This is a genomic window from Streptomyces sp. NPDC036764, assembly GCF_055609385.1.
In genome coordinates this window covers 2547065-2567030 of record NZ_JBVJPT010000001.1, presented here as the reverse complement: position 1 = coordinate 2567030, position 19966 = coordinate 2547065, and the positions used below count along the sequence as shown (strand labels likewise).

The 19966-nt window shown below is 68.1% G+C and carries 20 protein-coding genes and 2 pseudogenes; 15 read left to right on the top strand and 7 right to left on the bottom strand.

Annotated features, from left to right (window positions below):
• Positions 1-41: 41 nt before the first annotated feature.
• Complete coding sequence (locus ACZ69Q_RS10630) at positions 42-464, bottom strand: hypothetical protein (RefSeq protein WP_471039527.1); 423 nt, start codon at positions 462-464, stop codon at positions 42-44.
• A gap of 597 nt (positions 465-1061) precedes the next feature.
• Here ACZ69Q_RS10630 and ACZ69Q_RS10625 point away from each other — a divergent pair.
• From ACZ69Q_RS10625 to ACZ69Q_RS10610, 4 genes and pseudogenes are all read left to right on the top strand, one after another.
• A complete protein-coding gene (locus tag ACZ69Q_RS10625) occupies positions 1062-1379 on the top strand; it encodes a hypothetical protein (protein WP_471039525.1) in 318 nt (105 codons plus the stop codon).
• 1518 nt (positions 1380-2897) lie between these two features.
• Entirely contained in the window at positions 2898-3194 is a 297-nt protein-coding gene (locus ACZ69Q_RS10620) for a hypothetical protein (RefSeq protein WP_471039523.1), read from the top strand.
• A gap of 1397 nt (positions 3195-4591) precedes the next feature.
• Complete coding sequence (locus tag ACZ69Q_RS10615) at positions 4592-4789, top strand: hypothetical protein (protein WP_471039521.1); 198 nt, start codon at positions 4592-4594, stop codon at positions 4787-4789.
• A gap of 324 nt (positions 4790-5113) precedes the next feature.
• Positions 5114-5345, top strand: a pseudogene (locus ACZ69Q_RS10610) (IS5/IS1182 family transposase); the annotation flags it as partial.
• Positions 5346-5355: 10 nt separating this feature from the next.
• On the opposite strand, the gene ACZ69Q_RS10605 reads toward ACZ69Q_RS10610, so the two are convergent.
• Positions 5356-6291, bottom strand: a complete 936-nt coding sequence (locus ACZ69Q_RS10605) for a LysR family transcriptional regulator (RefSeq protein ID WP_471039518.1) — start codon at positions 6289-6291, stop codon at positions 5356-5358.
• A 117-nt stretch (positions 6292-6408) separates the two neighbouring features.
• Here ACZ69Q_RS10605 and ACZ69Q_RS10600 point away from each other — a divergent pair, with 117 nt between their 5' ends.
• Both ACZ69Q_RS10600 and ACZ69Q_RS10595 read left to right on the top strand, forming a co-directional pair.
• Positions 6409-7221, top strand: a complete 813-nt coding sequence (locus ACZ69Q_RS10600) for an inositol monophosphatase family protein (protein ID WP_471039516.1) — start codon at positions 6409-6411, stop codon at positions 7219-7221.
• A gap of 8 nt (positions 7222-7229) precedes the next feature.
• Complete coding sequence (locus tag ACZ69Q_RS10595; RefSeq protein WP_471040192.1) at positions 7230-7916, top strand: NADPH-dependent F420 reductase; 687 nt, start codon at positions 7230-7232, stop codon at positions 7914-7916.
• 661 nt (positions 7917-8577) lie between these two features.
• On the opposite strand, the gene ACZ69Q_RS10590 is transcribed toward ACZ69Q_RS10595, so the two are convergent.
• A complete protein-coding gene (locus ACZ69Q_RS10590) occupies positions 8578-9114 on the bottom strand; it encodes a TetR/AcrR family transcriptional regulator (RefSeq protein WP_471039513.1) in 537 nt (178 codons plus the stop codon).
• A 75-nt stretch (positions 9115-9189) separates the two neighbouring features.
• Here ACZ69Q_RS10590 and ACZ69Q_RS10585 point away from each other — a divergent pair, with 75 nt between their 5' ends.
• From ACZ69Q_RS10585 to ACZ69Q_RS10575, 3 genes are read left to right on the top strand one after another with little or no spacing between them, the layout of a single operon-like run.
• A complete protein-coding gene (locus tag ACZ69Q_RS10585; protein WP_471039511.1) occupies positions 9190-10239 on the top strand; it encodes an aldo/keto reductase in 1050 nt (349 codons plus the stop codon).
• Entirely contained in the window at positions 10236-10952 is a 717-nt protein-coding gene (locus tag ACZ69Q_RS10580) for a DUF998 domain-containing protein (protein ID WP_471039507.1), read from the top strand. The genes ACZ69Q_RS10585 and ACZ69Q_RS10580 overlap by 4 nt, the downstream gene beginning before the upstream one ends.
• Positions 10953-10962: 10 nt before the next feature.
• On the top strand, positions 10963-11997 hold the full coding sequence (locus ACZ69Q_RS10575; protein WP_471039505.1) for an NAD-dependent epimerase/dehydratase family protein: 1035 nt from the start codon (positions 10963-10965) through the stop codon (positions 11995-11997).
• 455 nt (positions 11998-12452) lie between these two features.
• Here ACZ69Q_RS10575 and ACZ69Q_RS10570 read toward each other — a convergent pair whose 3' ends face one another.
• Complete coding sequence (locus tag ACZ69Q_RS10570; protein ID WP_471039502.1) at positions 12453-12755, bottom strand: hypothetical protein; 303 nt, start codon at positions 12753-12755, stop codon at positions 12453-12455.
• Positions 12756-12934: 179 nt separating this feature from the next.
• A pseudogene (locus ACZ69Q_RS10565) lies at positions 12935-13309 on the bottom strand (DNA helicase); the annotation flags it as partial.
• Between the two features lie 202 nt (positions 13310-13511).
• On the opposite strand from ACZ69Q_RS10565, the gene ACZ69Q_RS10560 reads away from it, so the two are divergent.
• From ACZ69Q_RS10560 to ACZ69Q_RS10540, 5 genes are all read left to right on the top strand, one after another.
• Positions 13512-14294, top strand: coding sequence for a hypothetical protein (locus tag ACZ69Q_RS10560; protein WP_471039499.1), 783 nt, complete (start codon positions 13512-13514; stop codon positions 14292-14294).
• Entirely contained in the window at positions 14291-14665 is a 375-nt protein-coding gene (locus tag ACZ69Q_RS10555) for a GntR family transcriptional regulator (protein WP_471039496.1), read from the top strand. Before ACZ69Q_RS10560 ends, ACZ69Q_RS10555 begins: the two co-directional genes overlap by 4 nt.
• Positions 14666-14733: 68 nt before the next feature.
• Entirely contained in the window at positions 14734-15264 is a 531-nt protein-coding gene (locus ACZ69Q_RS10550) for a SigE family RNA polymerase sigma factor (RefSeq protein ID WP_471039495.1), read from the top strand.
• Between the two features lie 210 nt (positions 15265-15474).
• Positions 15475-16233: a transposase gene (locus ACZ69Q_RS10545; protein WP_471039492.1), complete on the top strand. Its 759-nt coding sequence runs from the start codon at positions 15475-15477 to the stop codon at positions 16231-16233.
• A gap of 161 nt (positions 16234-16394) precedes the next feature.
• A complete protein-coding gene (locus tag ACZ69Q_RS10540) occupies positions 16395-16658 on the top strand; it encodes an RICIN domain-containing protein (protein WP_471039489.1) in 264 nt (87 codons plus the stop codon).
• Between the two features lie 846 nt (positions 16659-17504).
• Here the strand turns inward: ACZ69Q_RS10540 and ACZ69Q_RS10535 are convergent.
• Both ACZ69Q_RS10535 and ACZ69Q_RS10530 read right to left on the bottom strand, forming a co-directional pair.
• Positions 17505-17816, bottom strand: a complete 312-nt coding sequence (locus tag ACZ69Q_RS10535; protein ID WP_471039487.1) for an L-rhamnose mutarotase — start codon at positions 17814-17816, stop codon at positions 17505-17507.
• Between the two features lie 109 nt (positions 17817-17925).
• Complete coding sequence (locus ACZ69Q_RS10530; protein ID WP_471039484.1) at positions 17926-18570, bottom strand: MmyB family transcriptional regulator; 645 nt, start codon at positions 18568-18570, stop codon at positions 17926-17928.
• Positions 18571-18966: 396 nt separating this feature from the next.
• Between ACZ69Q_RS10530 and ACZ69Q_RS10525 the strand changes: the two genes are divergently transcribed.
• On the top strand, positions 18967-19872 hold the full coding sequence (locus ACZ69Q_RS10525; protein WP_471039481.1) for a helix-turn-helix domain-containing protein: 906 nt from the start codon (positions 18967-18969) through the stop codon (positions 19870-19872).
• Positions 19873-19966: the final 94 nt, after the last annotated feature.

Sequence of the window (19966 nt, the reverse complement as noted above, 5' to 3'; positions counted from 1 at the left end):
TCTCGCCGCCACAGTCCCTGTTGGTTCCGGTGTCGGCGTGGTCAACTAGCCCAGTGAGCCAGGTACTTACGACCCTGATCGCAGTGGTGGGCACGCTCATCGGTGCCCTGCTGGGGTACCAGTTCCAGAAGCGTGTGGCAGACCGGAGTGAACGCCGCAGCGCTGTCCTCGCCTTCACCGCTGCGGCCAACGAATTCATACGGAGTCAACGCGACTGGTGGCACCGCCAGCACGAGGAACGGAATGGCCCGGCACACGTGGCAGCCAGATCGGAGGCGTTCCGGATCCGTGGCCAGGCCTTCCAGGCCGTTCACCAGTCCGCGCTTGCTCGTACGCGATGACGATCTGCATGCATGGGCAGAGCAGACCATGGGGATGATCGGCGCGCTCCACCGTGCAGCAGACCGCGGAGAACCGCGGACGACGTCGGCCGAGGCACGGGCATCGCTCAACTCCTTCGTCATACCAGCCTCATCGCAGATCAAATAGCCAGGGTGATGGCGCTCCTTGAGAATCGGCTCTGGCCACAGTTCCGCGACGGCCTACGTCCTCATGCCGAGTGATGATGCTTGTGCAGGGCTGCGCTAGCCCGGAAGCGGAGCCGTCCGCAGCGGTCCTTGTCTGCTTCGGTTGCGTCGTCGGCGCAACAGCAGTGCTGCGCCAGCCAGCGCAAGTCCTCCCGGTCCAGCCACAGAGCGATACGGCCTTGTGCGGCCTCGGCTTGCGGATCCGTTGGTAGTGGCGACTTCATGGGGCATAACTGTATGCCCAGCTCTCGGAGCCTCATGGCTGGGTGAGGATGCAGATCCGCAGGGGGCCCGGCGTCGGTGGGAGGGATGGCCGGGCCCTCGCCGCAACCACGCGCCCCCCGCAGGGGCTAACCCACCGGCAGCGCCGTACGGTCCACTGACCCAATGCCTTCGCCCTGGCTCGGCCTGCTGTCCGTCGTTCTGCTCGCAGCCCTCCTCGCATGGGCCAGACGTCGAAATGCCCGGGCCACGGATTGGCGGTGTCCTCCCCCCAGAAACTGGGGTGGCCCCTCCCACGGGATCGAGTTGCTCGTGATCGTCGCTGCGGTCACCCCGTTCGTCCAGGCGTTCGCCACGAAGCTCGGAGAGCATCTGGCACATAGGGTCACGGTGATCACGCCGCCGTCCCGGTGGCAGCGCCGCAGGCAGGGCAACGAGCTCGAAGTCACCCAGGTGGGCACAGTCGGGGCCATGTTCAGGATCGAGCTGGGCCCGGATCTCACCGACGAGGCCCGGGTCGCCCTGATCGACCTCGACGTCAAACGGCCCGAACTGCGCGGGCACCTCCTGCGCTGGAGCGAGGACGCGAAGGCCTGGCTCCCGGTCCCCGACACGTCCGGCGACAGATGAAGCGTTCGAAGACAAATTGTCTCGGCTCATCTCAGGCACACCAGGTAGCCCGGCTCCACACCGTCGATGGTCGTGTTGGCCGTGCTGGAGGTCACCCAGAGGCTGGTTCAAGGCCACCTCGGCTCGGGCCCGGGCGCGTCTCCTGAGGGTCTTGGTCTTCTCGTCGAGGGCCTGCCGGGTCGCACCGGGAATCTCCCCGCTGAGTGTGAGCGCCCGATTGACGGCAGCAGGAGCCTGCATGGCCGCACGTACCGCGTCTGCAGTCACCTCGGGACGGCTGAGCAGCCGACCGGAGATGGATTGCTCAGTGAGGATCGCCTCAACGCTGCGCCCATGGGCGGCGCCCTCGGCAGCGTAGCGCCACTCTCGTAACGGGGCGGGTTGAGCGGCTGCGTCCGGCGCCGTGTCCGCTGGGCCGTCGCCCACGTGCCCTGGGGCCTGCGGCATAGGTCATCCCCTCCCCCGCCGATGACACAAGATGGGTGAGCGTAGAACGTCCGACACCGGCGCTGCAGACAAACCCCACAACTCGCCCGATCACCAAAGCCCGGACCTGGACGCCATCCCTCCGGTCCCGACGGGAACATCACCGGGATACCCCAGCGGGCCGCGATCGGCCTGGGGATCACACCGGCCCGCGCAGTAGCCGGCCGTACGGGTGCTGGCAAGTGTCAGCGGACTCGACGCGTGCCGTGGTCATTGAAGGCGTCGAGGGCTGCTCGCAGGGCGGCCACGCGGAACGCGGCCCGCCAGGGAGCCATTGAGCGACGGCTCATCAGCCTCATCAAGCGCTGGCACAACGGTGATTCTGGTACTCAGCGCCGCGCGGCCTTCACCCACGACGATCTCACCGCCCTCATCGCCCCCCCCTGACCGCCACCCACCCCCCAGCTAGCCGCCACCCACCCCGACCTCGCTACCCGGGCTGTCCGAGGGCGACGGCCTCCCCGGCGATAGGGCACATGTACTGGCCACGCCCCCGTCCGGCCGACACACCCCTCGAGAGGGGTCGCAGTCCGGACACCGCTAGTTACTGATCTTGTCTCCGCGTCGAATCCGAACGTTGTGCGTCCTGTGGCAGTCGGGGCAGCGTCCGTTCACGGCCACTCCCCAGCGCGTGCCGAAGTACTGGTGTACTTCGTCCAGTTGACGACGCGGGTGGCCGCGGCCAGCGGCCCCCGTAGTTGCCCCCTTGGCGGCAAAGCCTCCCCAAGGCTCTGTTCCGCTTGATGATCTCCCTGAAGGGTGGCCGCCCAAGATCTCCGACAACCTTCAGGCGCATGCGAACTCGTCGGGGGCAATCTCAAGGAGCCGATCTGTCGGAGACTCAGCGGGCGATTCGGGAAGCGTAGTTGCCGAAGGAAATCGAATACGACCGTTTGCCTGACCGTGCCTCCACGAGATCAGGACTCTCGGTGTGTCACCGAGGACATCCTGAATTTCCTGATTTTAATCTCCCGTGACTGTACGACGTCGATCTCTCGCGGATCGCCACCCCTCATGCTCATCGGAGATGACATGCACAAGCTTCGCAAGGCTGCCCTCGTGATCGTGGCCATCGGCAGCGCTGGATTCCTGAGCGCCGGCACCGCCACCGCCCAGGGCCTCGACGGCCACGGCGACAAGAAGGACGGGAACAGCTACAGCGTCCTGCAGAGCACCAACTGCAAGTCCCACGACCTGAACCTCGACATCCTCGGCCAGGTCGGCCTACTCAACGGGCTGCTGGGCAGCGCACTCAACGGCGAAGGCGACGCCGGCGCGCAGAAGACCCACCTGGGCTCGACCATGGGCTGCAACAACAGCGCCTTCTAGAGCCTGTCGGAATAGCCCCTGTCGGTTCTGGGCCCAGCCCGCGCGGGTACTGGGATGGGCCCACCGACATGCGGGGTTCCTGGCGACGGTCTACTGTCACGACGACCAGCGCTTCGTAATCCCTGCGGCAGTAGCCACGGCGCCACCCGCCGAGATCCGCACCGCACTCGAAGGCGCTCTCGACCGCCACGGCCCCACCCAGATCCCCGACAGCAACCCACCCGAATCCGGGTAGCCAGGCATCCACCGCAAGCGGAGGCGACACGGCCGCCTGGCGTCTACGCCCCAGAACGCTCAGGCCCAGTGAGAGCACGCCGGATCGGGCAGGTCCCAACCGGAGCATGCCGGCGAAGGTGGCAGGAGCTGGCCGCCACCCGGAATCGGTACCCCACGACAGCCACCCCTGCGCGGGGTCCGTCGCAAACGCAGATCGCGTCGCCCGCAATGGTGGCCGCCTGACCAACCTCCACCTCACCACTGTCGCCCCGGCCGCCGCCGGGCAGCCCGTCGACGGCGACCGGTTCCCGCGACATGAGGGCCACGGGAGCACAGCAGACCTCCGGCTCTGCTCCGAACCGAAGGCCCCTGTCAGCCAGCCCCTCAAACACGGTCTGACCTGCTTCCCGAGTGCCCCGGGAGTGCCCGCGGAACCCGTTGACCAGGCACGAAAACCGGCACTCACTCTCCGGTCAATCGAGAGGTGGCTGTTGCGGTGACGCACAGTGTCTTGCCCAGCTCCGCCCCCCTGCTCTGAGTGGGGGCGATTCGGCCTGCGCGAGATGAAATACCAGGCAGCGGCCAACGCCCTGGCGTTCCGTCCCGTGCGGCCAGCGGCCACCGCGGCCGCCGGGTGCGCGAGACGTCCCACGTCACGCACGTACGTGGTCAGTCGCTGGTCGCGGCTGGTGTAGCTGGCCCCGCACCGAGCCGGGCGGGACGCCGCGCGCGGCCAAGGCGTCGTCGACGGCCCTCGCGTAGGGCCAGTGCGGCAGCCGCTGTGACAGGCAGCCTCAAGGTGGATCGTACGGAAGCGCAGTCGGTACGGGCCACCGTGCCCTTTCGTCGGGACAGAGCCCCGCGCTTCCCTGAACTGGCTTGTTCTCCCCTTCCTCGACCACTCCAGGTACTGGCGTTGTGACGCGTTGTCAGTGACCCCTGTCAGCGCCGGTTGGGCCCAATGCAGAACCCGGCCTGCCCACCAGGTCCCCTCCCCGGCCACCCCCGCACGTCCATGAGGCCCCCTGCCTGGAGACCACGCGGGAGCAGTGGGCTCCAGACGACCGACCCTCGACCGCGCTTACCTCACATCTACGCGCGTGGAGTTAGGGTCGAGGTGTACTGCAATGCGCAGATTGCGATCTAGCGGTCACGCGAGCGGGGCGAGGAGAGTGGGTCGGATGTTGGACGGAATCATGTGTCGTCGCCTGGTCGCCCGCGAGGTGGAGATGCCCGGCGGGCAGCGTGAGTGGATGCACGGCGTCCTGTGCGGCAAGCCCTCGCTGGTGCTGTGGTCAGGCCAGGGCGTCTGCGCCGATCACATCACCATGGCCTGGCCCTGCCCTGACCCGGCACAAGCCGAGCAGGCCACCCCGTGACGCGAATGCCGCACCGTCGTTGAACCGTGCAACTCCATACGCCGGGCCCCGGGGATGCCTTTCCCTCCGGGGCCAGGCGTATGTCCGGCCTCGGTACTCATGGCCAAGCGGCCGGTGATCGCACGAAACGGTCACGAAGAAACTTGGCTACAGGTGAAGCGGGCCTGGCCGGGCCCGCATCACCGTGACGAGATCACGCCTTCAAGGTCAGTGGTTCGGCTATTGCGTGAGAGCCGGCTAGAGAGCGGTGACCGGCGCGGAGAGGGCGGTGTGCACCCTCGTGGTCAGCTCGTCGACGAGTAGCTCGTTGTCTCCGGCTTGATACATAGGGGTGCCCGCGGCACGATCCGCACCCAACACCGGGGTCGGTGGGAGACCCTTTCCACAGGTCAGCAGGCGGTCAACCGATCCCACCCGAAGGTCCGCGCACTCGTCGCAGGCCATGGCCACCCTCAAGTCCTGGCGACTCCTCCGCAACCTCCGGTGCTCAACCACTCGGATCACCTGCCTTGTCCAGGCCGTCCTCGCCCTGCATCTGACCAGCTCAGTCCGATAAAGGAAAAGCCTCACTGCCCGGTGAGGGGCCGTTGAGAGGCGGTCGTGGGTGCGAATAGTGCCTGGACGGTTTCGGTGGCCAGGTCTCGCAGCCAGGTGTGGGCGCGGTCGTTGTCGTAGCGCTGGTGCCACAGCAGGTACAGGGGGACGTCGGGCAGCGGGAGTGGCGGCGGCAGTGTGGCCAGGCCGAGTTGTTTCCGAGCCGTGCGGGTCACCGCGTCGGGGAGGGTGACGACCAGGTCGGTGTCGAGGGCGAGTTGCAGGGCGAAGGCGGCGGTGGGCCCGGCGGCGACGACGCGTCGTTCGAGGCCGCGTGTGGTCAGGGCGTCATCGATCGGGTCGCGCAGGCTTCCGCGCCGCGAGACGGTGAGGTGTTCGGCGGCTGCGTAGCGCTCGAGGCTCAGCGGGCCTTCGGTGAGCGGGTGGTCTGGACGGACGGCGACGATCAGCCGGTCCCTGCCGATGAGGCGGTGGCGGATGTCGGGGAGCGTCGGAGTGCTGGAGCTTGATTCGAGGTCGACCTCACCCCGGCGCAGCTCGGCGTCGTCCGTCCCGGGTTCGGCGGACAGGCGCAGCCGGACGCCGGGGGCCTGATGGTGGACGGCCGTGATCAAGGCGGTACCGCAGGCGGTGGTCAGGGCGTCGTGCCAGCGCACGGTGAACACCCGATCCAGAGCCGCTAGGTCGAGGTCCTGCTGCGCGGAGAGAAGTTGGTGGGCCTGCTGCACGAGGGCGTGGACCTGGGCGCGCATGGCCAGCGCGCGGGTGGTGGGGACCATGCTGCGGCCGGTGCGGACCAGGATCTGGTCACCGGTGGCCTTGCGGATGCGGCCCAGGGAGCGGCTCATCGCCGGTGAAGTGACGTGGAGGCGTGCTGCCGCGCCGGCGACGCTGCCCTCTTCCAGCAGGGCGTCCAGGGCGGTGAGCAGGTTCAGATCCAGTTGCATGGCAGTAACTCTACAAGTGACAAGCATGCACTTGTTGTTAATGGTCAGGCGGCCTACCTTCGAAGTGCGGGGGCGAGACAACCGCCCCGCTTCTACCGATCCCCCAGGGAGCCCACCATGAGCACAGCCATGCCTTTCGACGCCGGCACGACGCTCTTGTCCGACGTGACAGCAGCGGTGAAGACCGCTGGCGTCACGCTGCGAGAGCGCCATACCTCGCACGCCCGGGGCGTGAGTCTGGACGAGGTCGTCGGCGAGATCCACGCCAACGACGACGCGGTACTGGATGTGCTGAGGGAACCGCTGCTGCGGGCCCGGCAAGGGTCGCAGTGGGCCGAGGACGAGCTGGCCGGCGGCGCGCTCCCGCCCGGGGAGTGGTGGGTCGTCGACCCCGCCGAGGGCAACATCAACCACGTCCACGGCATGGAGGACTGGGCCGTCACCGCCACCCTGGTCCGCGACAACCAGCCGGTACTCACCGTCGTCCACCTGCCACTGACCGGCGACACCTACACCGCCGTCGCCGGCGGCGGTGCCCGCCTCAACGACCGACCCCTGAAGGTGTCCCCCAAGACCGACCTGGGCGCCGCGCTCATCGGCACCGGCCAGGCCAAGCCCGGCGAGGACGAGCGCACCTTCCGGCGGATCGGTGACTCCGTCACCGCCATGCTCATCAACGGCCTGGTCGTGCGCGTGTCCGTTCCCGCCACGATGCAGCTCATCCACGTCGCCGCCGGACGCATGGACGCGTTCTGGCAGTTCTCCGACGTCCGCTCCGGCTTGGTCGCCGGCGCCCTGCTGGTCTCCGAGGCCGGAGGCACCGTCACCGACCTGACGGGCGAACCCTGGAACACCGCAAGCCGTGACTTCCTGGCCGCCGCCCCCGGCATCCATGGCGCCGCCCTCAAGGTCCTCTCGCCGATCGCCTGACCGGACGTCTGCGCTCTCCTCCACCCCGATACCGCAAGGAGCATCACCGCATGACCAACATCGGCATCCTGGGTGCGGGCCGCGTCGGCACCAACCTCGCCGGCAAGCTCTCCGCAGCCGGGCACCATGTCACCCTCGGTGGCCGGAGCCCTGAAGACACCGCCGCCCGCACCATTGGGCTCGACCCGCGGATCGCCTTCGCCGACCAGCGCACCACCGCAAGCACCACGGACATCGTGATCAACGCGACGCCCGGCGACAGCTCCCTGGAGCGCCTCACCGACCTACGCACCGAGCTCTCCGGAAAGATCCTCATCGACGTCTCCAACGCAACCCACGACGCCGCTGACGGCCTGCCCGGCGACCTGTGCTACCCCGGCAGCAGCCTCGCCGAGAAGCTCCAGGCCGCACTCCCCGACACCCATGTGGTCAAGACCCTCAACACCATGCTTTTCATGGTCATGACCGCCCCCGAGACCCTGGCCACGCCACCGACCGCCTATCTCTCGGGCGACGACGAACACGCGAAGAAGACCGTCACCGGCCTGCTCGGCGACCTGGGCTGGCAGCCCGAACGGATCGAGGACCTCGGCGACATCACCACAGCCCGCGCCACCGAGGCCATGATCCTGGCTGTGCCCCACATCCTGCGCCGACACGGCTTCAAGCCCTTCGCCGTCTCCCTCGCCCGCTGACCCACCAAGACCGGGTTCCGACCAAAACCAGGTCGCGGGCTCGTGCGAGGCAACCGGGTGCCGGGTGCCGGGTGCCGGGTGCCGGGTGCCGGGTGCCGGGTGCCGGCAGGGACAACGTCCGCTGAGCAGCAAGTAACGCCCGAACTCATCGACATCGATCACGCCTACTACACGGGAGGCGACTCCCGAAGTCGTCGACAACCGACCCCCATTCCCGTGTACAGAGCCACCAGCCCAGGACCTGCTCGCGGGCCAGGTCCTCGAGGACCAGCTCCTGGTCGACGAGGGCGGCCTCCGCCCCAGCGCGGCGATGCCGGGCAGGGAGCGGGCAGCATGAACCTGGGCCCGCGTCCCGGCCGGAGCGGGTTTGCCGTGCGGCCTGCACAGGGCCTGCGTTGCGCGTCGCGCCCGCAGATGCCCAGGCGCCGCCCTGCTCGGCGCTGGGTTTGCCGCAGGGTGACGAGAGCGCTCGTTGGAGCCGAGCATCTGGGATGGGCTGCGATCAGAGCTGTCGATTGCATCAACCGCTACTACTTCGACGGCCAGCCCCACGGCCGGCTTGACGACGACGCCACCGTTCTCGTGGCCGAATTGCGCGCCCGTCACCAGCACGAACGTGACTGTAAGCCGTCCTTCTGACAGGCCTGCGCGTGCGCCGCGTTTACCGGTGCGTGCGCAGGCCGTCGAGGATGAGCGCGAGCATGTGGGGTGCCCGGTCCTCGGGGCTGGACGCGGCGCGCCACAATGCGCCGGTGAGTTGGAGGAAGTCGCCTGGGTCGGCGTCTGGGCGGATGCTTCCGTCCTTCTTGCCGGCGTCAAGGAGCTCTGTGATCGCGGCGATGACCGGCCCGTAGCTCTGCTCGCTGATCGCCTGGTGCGCGCCCGGGCCGAGGGCGTCGCCGAGGCCGTGCTTTCTGCGCATGGCCTCGACGAGGTCGGTCGTCCAGTGGCGGAGCGCTTCCAGTGGCGGCATCTGGGCCAGCAGGCCGGGCACGGTGCCGATGATGCGTGCCACTTCGTCCTGGTAGACGGCCAGGACCAGCGACTCGCGTGTGGGGAAGTTGCGGTACAGCGTGCCCGCGCCGACTCCCGCGCGCTGGGCGATCTGGTTCATCGACGTGCTGCCGTCCGCCGCGAGCGCTTCGTGTGCGGCGGCGAGGATGCGCGCCCTGTTCTCGCGGGCGTCTGAGCGGACCACAGGACCTCACCTTGATAAGTGGAGAGTTCTCCACTACGTTATGTGGAGAGCTCTCCACCTACTCTAAGGAGCGTCATGCATTACATCAAGCTGGGCATGACCGGCCTTGACGTATCCCCGATCGCGATCGGAGCGATGACCTACGGCGAGCCCGACCGCGGGCACCCCGTCTGGTCGAAGGGCGAACAGGACGCGCGACCGCTCATCAAGCACGCGCTGGAAGCGGGGATCAACTTCTTCGACACCGCGAACATGTATTCCAACGGTTCCAGTGAGGAAATCCTCGGCCGGGCGCTCAAGGACTTCGCCGACCGTGATGCCGTGGTGATCGCCACGAAGCTGCGCCACCCCATGCGGCTGGGACCCAACGGACGGGGACTGTCACGCAAGGCGATCATGACCGAGGTCGACCATTCGCTGCGCCGCCTCGGAACCGACTACATCGACCTCTACCAGATCCACCGCAACGACCACTCCACCCCCTGGGAGGAGACCCTCGAAGCACTCAGCGACCTCGTGAAGGCCGGCAAGGTCCGCTACCTCGGCGCCTCGTCCATGCACGCGTGGGAGTTCGCGAAGGCGCTGCGCCTGCAGAAAGAGAACGGCTGGGCGCGGTTCGTGTCGATGCAGGACCACTACAACCTCCTCGCCCGTGAGGAGGAGCGCGAGATGATCCCGCTGTGCCTGGACGAGGGCGTGGGCACGATCGTCTGGTCGCCGTTGGCCCGCGGCCGCCTGACCCGCGCATGGGACGACGCTCGCTCGACGGTGCGCTCCGAGACGGACGGCGCCTACGCGGACCTGCTCTACTCGCCCGCGCAGGAGGCATCCAACCACGCGATCATCGACGCGGTCGGGCAGGTCGCGGACGCCCACGGCGTCAGCCGCGCACAGGTCGCCCTCGCCTGGCTGCGCCGCCAGCCGGTCGTCACCGCACCCCTGGTCGGCGCCGGCTCGATCCGGCAGATCGACGAGGCCGTGGCCTCCCTCGACATCGAGCTCACCGACGACGAAGTGCGCGCCCTGGAAGCCCCGTACACCCCCCGCTACGACTGGCAGGGCGTCTCGGACGAAGCCGAGCTGGAGGCCATCCGCAAGCGCGTCCCCGGAATGGCTCTCGCATGAACCCCATCGTCCGCTCCGGCGCCGCCCGCACCGGAGCCCTCCTCATCCTTCTGGGCCCGCTCGTGTCCTGGGGCGCCGAGTTCATCACCGCCGCCGCGTGGCAGGACCCGCCGTACTCGCCCCTGTACAACTGGGTCAGCCACCTCGGCCTGACCGGACCGCCGCAGACCGCGTTCGGGCAGGTCGCCAGCTCCCCCCTCGGTGCCGTCATGGACACCGGCTGGGTGATCTACGGCACCCTCCTGATCATCGGCACGTTCCTCGTGTTCGACCCACGCAAGGGCGCCCGCCCGATCATCATCATGATCCTCGCCGTCCTCGCCGGCGTCGGAGTCTCACTCGTCGGCATCTTCCAGGGCTCCAACGCCAACGTCGACAACGGCCTGATCGCCTTCCACACCTTCGGCGCGCAGGGCGTCATGCTCGCCGGCAACATCATGGCGATCGCCGTCGGAACCAGCGGCGCCCGCATCGGTCTCAGCCGGGGCCGGTCGATCGCGAGCACCGCGCTCGGCACGGCCGGACTGGTCGCGTTCCCCCTCTTCATGACCGACGTGTTCACCGGCTGGATGTGGAACATCGGCCTGTTCGAACGCGCCGTGATCTACCCGATCATGATCGGCCACGCCCTCCTCGGAAGCAGCGTGGCCGCTGCCCACCGCCACCGTGCGACCCACCCGCTGGCACCCCTTACTGCACGAGTCGAGAGCTGAGGAGAGTCAGATGACACAGGTACTGGTCACCGGAGGAACCGGTTTCATCGGGAGCTGGTGCATCCACGCCCTGCTCGACGCCGGGCACACCGTCCGCACCACAGTCCGCGACCTGCGGCGCGAGCCGGCGCTGCGCTCCTGGCTCCACGCGGCCACACCCTTCGACGACGACCGTCTCACGGTCGTACGCGCCGACCTCGAACACCCCGACGGCTGGGACGCTGCCGTCGCCGACTGCGACTTCGTCCTCCACGTCGCCTCGCCGACCCTGCGCAATACACCGGCGAACGACGACGAGATGGTGGTCCCAGCACGCGAGGGCGTCCTGCGCGTGCTGCGCGCAGCCCGCGACGCCCGCGTGCGCCGGGTCGTCCTGACGAGCGCCTTCGGTGCCGTCGGAATCGGGCACCCCCCGCGCTCGACCCCGTTCACCGAGGAAGACTGGACCAACGTCGACAGCGATATCCCGCCCTACCAGCGGTCCAAGACACTCGCCGAACGCGCGGCCTGGCAGTTCGTCCAGGACGAAGGCGGTGGTCTGGAACTGGCAGCGGTTCATCCCGTGGGGGTCCTCGGACCACTGCTAGGCCCGGACGACCCGCCGTCTCTGCGTCTGGTCCGCAGAATGCTCGAGGGACGACTTCCTGCGTGCCCACCCTTCGGGATGGGCTTCGTCGACGTGCGCGACGTCGCGGATCTGCACCTGCGCGCAATGACCGATCCGGCAGCCGCCGGCGAACGCTTCCTGGCAACCGCCGGGCACAGCCTGCGCGTCATCGACATCGCACGCATTCTGCATGACCGCCTCGGCAAGCGCGCCGCGAAGGCCCCGACCCGTGAACTGCCCGTGTGGCTCGCACGCACACTGGGCATCGTGAACCCGGAACTGCGGCTGCTCAGGCACCAGCTCGGCCGGGATCTCGCCGCCACAAGCACCAAGGCGGAAAAGCTTCTCGGGTGGCGAGCGCGCCCCATCGAGGACACCATCGCGGAGACCGCCGAGAGCCTCCTCGCCCACGGCATCGGGACAAAGACCGACTCGTAACCCACTGACACGGCAACCCCCCGTCGACCGGATGACGGCATCAGCGACGCGGCCGGGGAAAAGTGGCCACGCCCGTCGGCAGGGCCATGACGATCAGTCCCGTTCGTGCTCTCGGGAGGTCTGGTGCCGGTGCATAGCCCGCCGTGCTGGAACCGGATGTCGGCTACGGAGCCCGATCGGCGCCCCTTCAAGCTGGGCGAACTCAAAGTCGGCGTGCCGGTCCCGGTCGCGGAGCCAGGCGGTGGTCCGAACCTTCTGGTGTCGTATTCGCCGAGGAAGCCAGGCTTCTTCTAAAGGCACGAGAAAAGGCGTCTGACCTGGGCTTTTTCCCGTCAGGCGCCTTCCTCTCGGTCCGTCCGGGGCAAGGATCGACTTACGTCATAACCCCCAGTTCCTCGCACTGCTGTCCCGCTCCTCACCAGTACTTCCGGACCAGTCACGGACCAAACCCCGACTCACCCTTCAGACTCCGCGCCCTGGCTGACGCGGTCCCACTCCTGCATGGACTGCTCGATGAGGCGGTTGGCCTGTTCTCGGACGCCGTCCAGGAATTTGGCGTAGTGGCGGAAGAGGACCTCGATGCTCCGGCCCGCGCGACGAGCGCACTCGGCGGGGTCCACACCGGAGTACAGCCAGAACGAGATCCCGGCGTGCCGGAGATCGTAGGGCCGCTTTGCCAGCCTGGAGGCGAGTTCTGTACGGGTCAGGACGTACTTCCGTGCCCGCGCCCACGTTGTGCCATATGCATCTGCGTCCACGTAATTGCCTGCCTGGTTCCGGAACAGTCGTCCGTCCGGCGCCACACCGAAGCGTTCTATGTGTGCGCGGAGCATGCGTACGAACTGCGGCGGGATGGGCACAGGCCGGGTCGCGGTAGCCGCGCGGCGCTTGAGGGAGTGCACCTCGTGCACCGAGTCGCCGTCCGTCCACTCTTTGCTTGCTGTGCCGCCCAGGCCTTGGCGGCGAATGGGAGCACGAGTTCGGCGAATTGCCGGTGGGCGGCGGGGGCGTCGAGGCCGCGCAGGCACGGTACGTGGTGACGGGCCAGTGTGCTGTCGGCGCCGTGGCAGAAGCGGGTGACGGTGCGCAGCACGTTGTGGGACAGGGTTCTTGGGCTGATCTCGTGGTCGGCGATTCGTACGGGGCGGAGGATGCCGAGGGACTGTCCGGTCTTCCAGGCCGGCTGGCGGGGGCTGTTGAGCCGGTCGGCATAGCGGTGGCCGAGTGCGGCGAAGGCGGTGGCGTGGGCGGTGCAGCACTGCGCTGTGGACAGGAAGCGGGCTGCGGCGCCCCGCGCGATGTCCTTGTTGAAACATCCCCGAGGCCGCCCGCACTGGCCGGTTCAATCGGGTGGAGAGCCGTCGCCAACCAATCCTTGTATCGAGTATTTGACACAAGATTCCATCCACGGCATCTTGTACTCACCGCTCGATACAAACGTGGCTTGCGGCAAGCAGCGTCCGCTTCCGCTGGGCGCAAGCCATGCGGCCATCACCACTCATTGGGGTTCCCGTATGCTCGACACCGACCGGCCCGAGTCCCGCCTCCGTGCCCGTGCTGATCACTACGCTCGCTGGGCCGGTCCGGCCGTGGGCGTCGCCGCAGCACCGCTGTGGGCCACCATAGACAGCACCAATTTCGGCCACAGCAGCTTTGGCTTCGGCGTGCCCCTGGTCAGCTTCGCCACCGCCTTCGGCCTGTGCACGGTGGGCGGCGTCCTGCTCGGTGACGCCCTCACCCCGCGTCCTCGGGAGGCGGTACGCACCGCCAGTCTCACCCCGCGCCGAGTGCGAGACCATGTGCCGCCCCGTATCACCCTTCTACTTCTCCTCCAGGCGGTATTCCTCGTCGCGCTGGTGGGCATCGGGGATGCCACGGCCACTCAAGGCGCCGCGGACCGGGTGATCGGGGCGATGGCGTCTGACGGCGGCTGTGACGGGACCGAACCACCTGTCATCCTCTGGCCCGGCATCTTGGACGGCCGCCAGATCCTCGGCTCGCTCGTCATCGGCACAGTCGCCTGCGCCTGGGCCCTGCGGCGTATCGCCCGGCGTCCGGGCGACGAACAGCAGCGCCGCGACCGCGCGCGGGCGATCGTCGCAGCCTGGGGGGTGCTGGTCTCGGGCCTGCTGTTGCTCGTCGCTCTGATGATCGCCACCTATCTGGCGGACAGTAACTGCGGGGGCATGATGGGCTCCGTCGCCTCCTTGGCGATCTACCCCCTGGGCCTGCTGGCCCTGCCCACCCTGGCCTGGTCCCTGTTCACCGTGGTGGCACCCCGGGCGGCCCGACGATGACCGCGCTCGCCGTCCGCATCGACACCACCAGCCAGGTGCCGCCGTACGAACAGATCCGCATCCAGCTCGCCGCCCTGATTCTCACAAGCCAACTGGCCGAGGGCGAACGCCTGCCCACCGTGCGTCAGCTCGCCACCGACCTGGGCCTGGCGCCGGGGACCGTGGCCCGCGCATATCGCGAGCTGGAGGCCGCTGAGCTGATCCGCACCCGCCGTGGCGCAGGCTCCCGGGTCGCGGCGCCGCCGTCCGATGCGACACACCCCGATCCGGACCAACTCGCCGCACTGGCACGGGACTTCACTTCGGCCGCCCGCGCTCTGGGCGCCGGCGACGAAGCCATCCTGACCGCCTTGCGAAAGGCGCTGAACTAGGACCAACCGGCCGTCCGGTGCGGTCCCCCGTCGGCCCACTCGGCACGTCCTGGCCATCCCGCCCACCCATGAGAGGAATCGCACACCTGAACGCAAGCAAGCAACTTGGCGAGGTGCTGGGATTCGAGGAGTACGTCCGCACGCGGCATGACGTTCTGCTGCGCAGCGCCCGGTGCCTGGTCCACGATCCGCTCGACGCACAAAATCTGCTGCAGACCGCGCTCGCGCGAACGTACCGCCGCTGGGACCGCATAGACAAGCAGCTCGCGGATGCCTACCTGCACCGCGTCGTGATCAACACGCGCACCGAGTGGTGGCGGGCCAGGAAGCTGCAAGAGCTTCCCACCGAGCAACTGCCGGACGTGAGCGTCGAGGACTCCACCAAGCAGCACGCCGACCGCGCCCTGCTGATGGGCATCATGAAGACTCTGGCGCCCCAGCAGCGCAGCGTCGTTGTGCTGCGGCACTGGGAGCAGATGTCCACGCAGGAGACGGCCGCTGCCCTCGGCATGTCAGCCGGTACGGTCAAGAGCACTCTGCATCGCGCGCTCGCCCGGCTCCGGCAGGAACTGGAACGCCGCCACCTCGATTCTTCCTAGCCGACGCAGCCACCGTGGTGGCTGACGGCTGATCACTGATGCGTAATGCAGCGCGGTTCCGGGCAAGAGCCGGGGCCACACCGCTATCACGCTTCGCAAGTCCAGGCGGTGGCCCGGGTCGTACGGTGGCCGCATGAGCAGGGACGGACTCCCCCGGCTGCGGCTGGTTGTAGTTGCGGAGAACGACGCCGGCCCGCGGTTATGCCGTGGGTGCGGTGGTCTGCTGATGCCGGCGGCGAAGGCGGCGGCGGTCTTCTGCTCGTCGGCCTGCCGTTCGCGGCACTGACGGCGGATGCGGCGGGCGCGGGTGAGGACCGAGCCGGTGAAGGCCGGCCGGACGGCCATCTGTCCGGAGTGCGGGGCGTCCTGCGCGGCAGGCCGTTGCCGCGGGCGGCGCGCACCGTGCAGCCACGCAGCCGCCCGCGACTTCGGTATCCCATGGCGCACCGTGTTCGGCTACTTCGCCCGCTGGCGAAGGCCGGCGTCCTCAAGCGCATCCTCGACCAGCTCCGCCGTCGACTGCGTCCGCGCGGCAGCCGTTGCCCCTGGCCGGTCCGTGTGATCACCGACGCTCAATCCGTCAAAGGCGCGGAAACCGTTTCGAAAGCTACGAGGGGATGGGATCAAGGGAAGATGATCAACGGCCGGGAGCGACATCTCATCGTTGACCAGGACGGCCTCCTGGTCGACTTGCTCGTCACCCCCGTCGACGTCCAGGAGCGCGCCGCCGCCCGCATCCTGCTCACCCGGCTCCATGCCGAACACCCCGAAATCGGCCTGGTCTGGGCCGACAACGCCTACGGCGGAGAGGAATGCACCACGTGGGCCCAGGACACCCTCGGCATCACTATCAAGGTCGTTCCCCGTCCCAAGGACGCCGACGGTTTTGTCGTGCTACCGAAGCGGTGGGTGGTGGAGCGGTCGAATTCGTGGACCATGCGGGCGAGGCGCAACGCAAGGGGCTACTAGCATCGAGCAAGTAGCTGCAAGACACGGCGAGAGCTCCGAGACGGGTTCAGGCCTCGTCCATCCACACACCGATGCGGTTCCCGAGGAGTTTTGAGAGGTCTTCGTCCACCCCCTAGTCAAAGTCTCCGGTGGAGCCCTAACGTTCCGGCACCTGGCGCCATTTGAGCCATTTCAAGCCGAGCCGCAAGCGCACTGGCCCCACTCCAGACAGGGACGTCAGCATGTCGGCAATGAGCAACGGCGGCCTCAACCAACAGTGGCGTCTGGAGGACGCGGGCGACGGCTACTACCGCATCCTCGCCCAGCACAGCGGCAAGTGCCTGGACGTCGCAAAGACCTCCACCGACGACCACACCCGCCTCGTCCAGTACACCTGCGGCACCGGCGCCAATCAGCAGTTCAAGGGGCCCATCCCCAAGACCTGACCCCGCTGCCGGACCCGGTCCGCACCACCCGACGTGGACATGCTCGCGTACGTCATCGTCACCGGCGCGAGAGGCACTCCATGCCCAGATCGGTTTACGCACCCATTAGGAGTCTTCGCGCTCTACCCGAGACGGCATCCATCACCCTGGGCGGCTACGTCGTCCAGCGGCCGCCGAACGACGGCTCGAACCAGTGCCGGCCGCTGGACAAGAACGCCTGTCAGCACGACCCACCGCTCACCGGCTGGTTGACCCACGTCCCGGCAGGTGAGCGGGCGGTGATACGTCCCTTCCCTGCCCTCGCTGAGCAACCGCCACCCGCCCTGCACATTCCGCTCTCACCCACCCCATCGAGAACACAGGAGGTGCCGTGCCCGATCGGGAACTCCCCTGCGCGGCCGGCTCGCCGAGGCATATCAGTTCGCACGGGAACGCAACCGATCCCGCCCGGTGTACGGCGGCGACGCAGAGATCGCCCACCTTGTCCGCAGAGGCGACGCACCCGCCTTCCAGGCCATCGTGTTGCGCCACTAGAGCGCCGTCGCCGCATATTTGCGTACCTGCACCCCCGACTCCGCGGTCGCCGACCACCTCACCGAGCGGACCTTCTCACGCGCCTTCGACGCGGCCGCCCGCGATTCGTCCCCCACTGTCGCCTGGCGGCTCCATCTGCCAGGGAGCCTTACCCTTCCCCACCTTCGCCGGCCGATCGCGGGCAACCCTGGCAGGAGGCGAAGTCGAGGCGCTGGGGCGAGTGCAGGGGTGGTGATCCAGTCCTGGTCGCGGACGGCCAGGTCCCACACGTGCTGGTACGCGCCGATGGTCCCGAGCCCTTCTCGACTCTCGTCACAGCTCCCACACCACCGGCAGCGAGGCGGCTGCGCCCTGCAAGCAGTAGCCGTGGACGGCCTCCAGCAGCTCGGCCATCGGAGCCTGCCAGGCGATGTCGCCCGGCAGGTCCTCCCATACGGCAGTCCTCGCCATATGGTCCTCGACTTCCAACAAGTGGAACAGGTCGGTGCCGCTTCGCCAGATGGTCCACTCGCTGACGCCGGCGGCACGGATGGCGGCAGTCAGTTCCTCGGGCATCTCCTCGCGCGCCTTTTCGTACTCCGCGAAGCGGTCGGCGCGGACCATGGCGTGCAGGGCGATTCTCATAGCGGCTCCTTCGCGGCGGTTTCTTGAATGGCCTGGGATCCGGAACTGGGGGGAGCAGCCACCCTTCGGAGCACAGCTCCGCCGAATGGGCATTCGGCCGATCCGCCGCTCAGCGGATGGCGGCGGCTTTGGCGGAGAGCTCGCGGAGGGCCCGTTCTGACGCGGAGTCAGGCTCGGCGCTGAATACGATGATGCAGGGGCCGGGCTCGTGCGGCTGTATGTTCTCGTAGGCGAGTTCGAGAGGGCCGGCCACGGGGTGCAGGAACTGACGAACGCCGAAAGGGCGCGCCCGCCCCGCCGTACGCGGCCACAGATTCGCGAAGTACGCGTCCGCCTCGCAGAGTTCGCCGATCAGGGTCGCGAGAGCCGGGTCGTCGGGATGGCTGTCGACCGCCTGCCGCAACACCGCGGCCTCCTGGGCGGTTTCGTGCGTCCACTGCGGATACAGGCTCCGGGTCGGAGGGTCGAGGAACAGCATCCGGGCACAGTTCGGCCGTACTCCGGCCGGCCTGGTCATGGACGCCCGGCCTCCTGCAGTCTGTCCGGTCTGCGGTTCGGCCAACCCGGTCAGATGCCAGGCGAGGAGGGCGCATCCCAGGGGGTTCCACATGAGCACGTCGCGACTGGGGCTCAGGATAACCGCGGGCGTACTCTTCATCCCGCGCAGCAAGAAGCGGAACCCGTCTCGCAAGACCTCGCCCACAGGGGCTTCTTCATAGCGTGGGCCTTCGTTTGGGATGGCGGTCTCCTCCATAGGTGAAGTGTCCCCCGGCACGGACGCCGGGCAGAGCGTCTTGCATATCCCTGCCAGTCCCACCCCTCGGGCTGCAACCCGGCTGCATCCCCGGACTCAGACCGACCACATGTACCCCACTGGCCAGCCCTACACCACCGGATCACGCCCTATAGACGATTCAGATTTCAACCGGAAATTGACCATTCAACGAGCCTGGAATCATGGCCAGAATTTCCCGCAAATTAACGCCACCAGGGCGCCGTGAATGCCAGACTGTTGAGCCAGGTGGCTGATTCCACGCGGTCGATGCGCGGGATCGCCTAGAAATATTCAGGCAGCGCACGTGTGGTCCTTGCCTCGACGGCGAGGGGAACCGCTCCTTCCAGCCAGATACCGGGAGCCGGTTCGCCGGCGGTGACCCGCGGGTGCGGCAACTCTATTCTCGTAGGCCGAGGGGAGATCACATTGCAGAGGTCCACGGGGGGACAGGGCGAATTGGGGAGTTTCCTCCAGTCCGCCCGCAGCCGCCTCAGTCCCGAAGAGGTTGGTCTGATCACTCATGGCAAGCGGCGCCGCGTGACCGGGCTCAGGCGTGAGGAAGTGGCCCAGTTGGCGGGCGTCAGTGTGAACTACTACACGCGCTTGGAGCAGGGCCAAAACCGCAACGCCTCTCCCGAAGTGCTGGACGCGCTGGCCACGGCCTTGCGCCTGCGCCCCGACGAACGCGCCTACTTGATCGACCTCGTGCGCTCGCCTCGAACCGCGCGGATGGAGCGCCCCACCGATCAGGTGCGGCCCAGTCTCGCCCGGATGATCCGATCGTTCGAGAGCGGACCTGCGGTGCTACTCGACCGGCAGACCAGGGTGTTGGCCTGGAACCGGCTGGCCACCATGCTCTTCACCGGCTATATCGACCTCACCGGCAACGACGGCGAACCCCAGCCACCTTGCCTGGCCCGGCTGCTGTTCTGCGTGCCCGGCGCCAGGCAGCTCTACTTAGAGTGGACGGAGGAGGCCACCGACCTGGTGGGGTACCTGCGGCTGATGGCCGGCCGCTATCCCGCCGATGTGGAACTGGCCGAGCTGATCACCGAACTGGGTGCCTCCAGCCCCGAGTTCCGTGCCCTGTGGTCCGAACACCGTGTCTGGGACAAGTCGCACGGCATACGACACCTCAACCATCCCAAGGTCGGCGCGCTGGCGCTGTCGTACGAGACCCTCCGCCTACCAGAGGCACCTGACCAGGTCATAGTGCTCTACCAGGCGGAACCCGGCTCCCCGTCGAGCGACGCGCTCAACAGCCTCCTGGCGGACGCCTGAGCACTGCGCCGGCAGAGCGGTTCGAAGCAGGTTGCGTGAAGTGAACGGCCCCGGCCGCCGGTGACCGGAGGGCGGGACCGGGGCCGTTCGGCCG

What these genes read in the sequence shown, in the direction of transcription:
- ACZ69Q_RS10605 (WP_471039518.1), bottom strand. Translation starts at nt 6,291, where the DNA reads ATGCAACTGGATCTGAACCTGCTCACCGCCCTGGACGCCCTGCTGGAA.
- ACZ69Q_RS10600 (WP_471039516.1), top strand. Translation starts at nt 6,409, where the DNA reads ATGAGCACAGCCATGCCTTTCGACGCCGGCACGACGCTCTTGTCCGAC.
- ACZ69Q_RS10560 (WP_471039499.1), top strand. Translation starts at nt 13,512, where the DNA reads ATGCTCGACACCGACCGGCCCGAGTCCCGCCTCCGTGCCCGTGCTGAT.
- ACZ69Q_RS10580 (WP_471039507.1), top strand. Translation starts at nt 10,236, where the DNA reads ATGAACCCCATCGTCCGCTCCGGCGCCGCCCGCACCGGAGCCCTCCTC.
- ACZ69Q_RS10555 (WP_471039496.1), top strand. Translation starts at nt 14,291, where the DNA reads ATGACCGCGCTCGCCGTCCGCATCGACACCACCAGCCAGGTGCCGCCG.
- ACZ69Q_RS10535 (WP_471039487.1), bottom strand. Translation starts at nt 17,816, where the DNA reads ATGAGAATCGCCCTGCACGCCATGGTCCGCGCCGACCGCTTCGCGGAG.
- ACZ69Q_RS10550 (WP_471039495.1), top strand. Translation starts at nt 14,734, where the DNA reads ATGAGAGGAATCGCACACCTGAACGCAAGCAAGCAACTTGGCGAGGTG.
- ACZ69Q_RS10630 (WP_471039527.1), bottom strand. Translation starts at nt 464, where the DNA reads ATGACGAAGGAGTTGAGCGATGCCCGTGCCTCGGCCGACGTCGTCCGC.
- ACZ69Q_RS10615 (WP_471039521.1), top strand. Translation starts at nt 4,592, where the DNA reads ATGTTGGACGGAATCATGTGTCGTCGCCTGGTCGCCCGCGAGGTGGAG.
- ACZ69Q_RS10575 (WP_471039505.1), top strand. Translation starts at nt 10,963, where the DNA reads ATGACACAGGTACTGGTCACCGGAGGAACCGGTTTCATCGGGAGCTGG.
- ACZ69Q_RS10585 (WP_471039511.1), top strand. Translation starts at nt 9,190, where the DNA reads ATGCATTACATCAAGCTGGGCATGACCGGCCTTGACGTATCCCCGATC.
- ACZ69Q_RS10620 (WP_471039523.1), top strand. Translation starts at nt 2,898, where the DNA reads ATGCACAAGCTTCGCAAGGCTGCCCTCGTGATCGTGGCCATCGGCAGC.
- ACZ69Q_RS10530 (WP_471039484.1), bottom strand. Translation starts at nt 18,570, where the DNA reads ATGGAGGAGACCGCCATCCCAAACGAAGGCCCACGCTATGAAGAAGCC.